Source organism: Methylosoma difficile, assembly GCF_054657615.1.
On sequence record NZ_BAAHYJ010000011.1, the window covers coordinates 1 to 2,046 of the forward strand.

A 2,046-nucleotide genomic window follows, 5' to 3' on the forward strand; every position below is an offset into this window, starting at 1 on the left:
AAATTGTCGGCGGCTAATATGCCGGTAGTAGTCAATTGGGTAAAAATGCTTTTTCCCAGCTGAATGGTGTCATCAACCACCGTAAAGTCGGTGATTTTGTCGACGTTGGTTGTGGCGTTTAAAGCATTGTTGAGGCGGAAAATATCTTGCCCTAAGCCGCCGGTTAAAACGTCATTGCCGTCACCACCGGTAATCGTGTCATTGCCAGATCCGCCTTTGATGACATCGTCGCCTCTACCGCCCACTAAGATGTTATTGGCAGCATTGCCAATCAGTGTGTTGTTCAAGGAGTTGCCCGTGGCATTGATGGTGGCGGTGCCGGTCAGGGTCAGATTTTCGACATTGGCACCCAGCTTGTAAGAAATGCTGCTGTTGACGGCATCAATTTCAGTGGCGAGTGTTGAGGTTTCCGTTACCACGTCACGGGCGTTGTCTACGGTGTAGCTGTCATTGCCCAAGCCGCCAATCAGCGTGTCCGCACCGTCCTTGCCGTTCAAGGCATTGTCCGCAGCATTGCCAACCAGCGTGTTGTTTAGGGCGTTGCCCGTGGCATTGATGGCGGCGGTGCCGGTCAGTGTCAGGTTTTCGACGTTCGCACCCAGCGTGTAAGCAATGCTGCTGTTGACGGTGTCAATTTCATTCGCCAAGGTGGAGGTTTCAATCACTGTGTCGCCCGTGTTGTCGACGCTGTAAGTGTCGTTGCCCAAGCCGCCGGTCATGGTATCTGCACCTGTGCCGCCGTCAAGGGTGTCGTTGCCATCTCCGCCTTTCAGCAGATCGTTGCCGCTGGTGCCTGTGAGAATTTGGTCGGGGTCGGCGTGGAAGATGTCGTTGGTGTAGATATTGGCACCGCTGACCACACCTGAGCTGAGCTGGCTGGCGACTGTACTGCTGTTGCCGCCATTGCTACTCCCCCAAGTGACCACCGAGCCGTCGCTGCGCAGCGCGGCAAAGGCACTGCCAGTGGAAAAGACTTGCACCACATCCACCGTACCGTTGAGCTGCGCCGCCACCGCACGGCTGTCGCCGCCGTAAGCGCTAAACCCCCAAGTGACCACCGAGCCGTCGCTGCGCAGCGCGGCAAAAGCATGGCCAGTGGAAAAAACTTGCACGACATCCACCGTGCCGTTCAGATGCGCCGCCACCGCACGGCTGTCGCCGCCGTAAGCGCTAAACCCCCAAGTGACCACCGAGCCGTCGCTGCGCAGGGCGGCAAAGGCAAAGCCTGTGGAAAAGATTTGCACCACGTCCACCGTGCCGTTGAGCTGCGCCGCCACCGCGTTGCTGTCACCGCCAAAGCTGCTAAACCCCCAAGTGACCACCGAACCGTCGCTGCGCAGGGCGGCAAAGGCATAGCCTGTGGAAAAGATTTGCACCACATCCAGCGTACCGTTAAGCTGCGTCGCCACCGCGCTGCTGTCACCGCCTAGATCGCTAAACCCCCAAGTGACCACCGAGCCGTCGCTGCGCAGGGCGGCAAAAGCGGCGCTTGTGGAAAAGATTTGCACCACATCCACACTACCGTTGAGCTGCGCCGCCACCGCATTGCTGTCGCCACCCCAGCCGCTATCCCCCCAGGTAACCACCGAGCCATCGTTGCGCAGGGCGGCAAAAGCGGCGCTTGTGGAAAAGATTTGCAGCACATCCACACTGCCGTTGAGCTGTGACGCCACTGCGCTGCTGTCGCCACCTAAGCTGCTATACCCCCAGGTAACCACTGAGCCGTCGCTGCATAGAGCGGCAAAGGCAGAGTCTGTGGAAAAGATTTGTAGCACATCCACGTTGCCATTGAGCTGTGCCACCACTGCGCTGCTATCCCCCCCATAAGTGCTATCCCCCCAAGTGACCACCGAGCCGTCGCTGCGCAGGGCGGCAAAGGCTCCGTAAGAAGAAAAGACTTGCACCACATCCACGTTGCCGTTGATCTGTGCCGCCACCGCGCCGCTGTCGCCGCCATAACTACTCTCCCCCCAAGTGACCATCGAGCCGTCGCTACGCAGGGCGGCAAAGGCATAGCTTGTGGAAAATATTTGCACCACATCCACC

1 pseudogene is annotated in these 2,046 nt (G+C 58.5%); it reads right to left on the reverse strand.

The annotated features are described in order from the left end of the window. Positions 1 to 2,036 (reverse strand): annotated as a pseudogene (locus ACYQ1O_RS16865) (hypothetical protein); the annotation flags it as partial. Positions 2,037 to 2,046 lie beyond the last annotated feature (10 nt).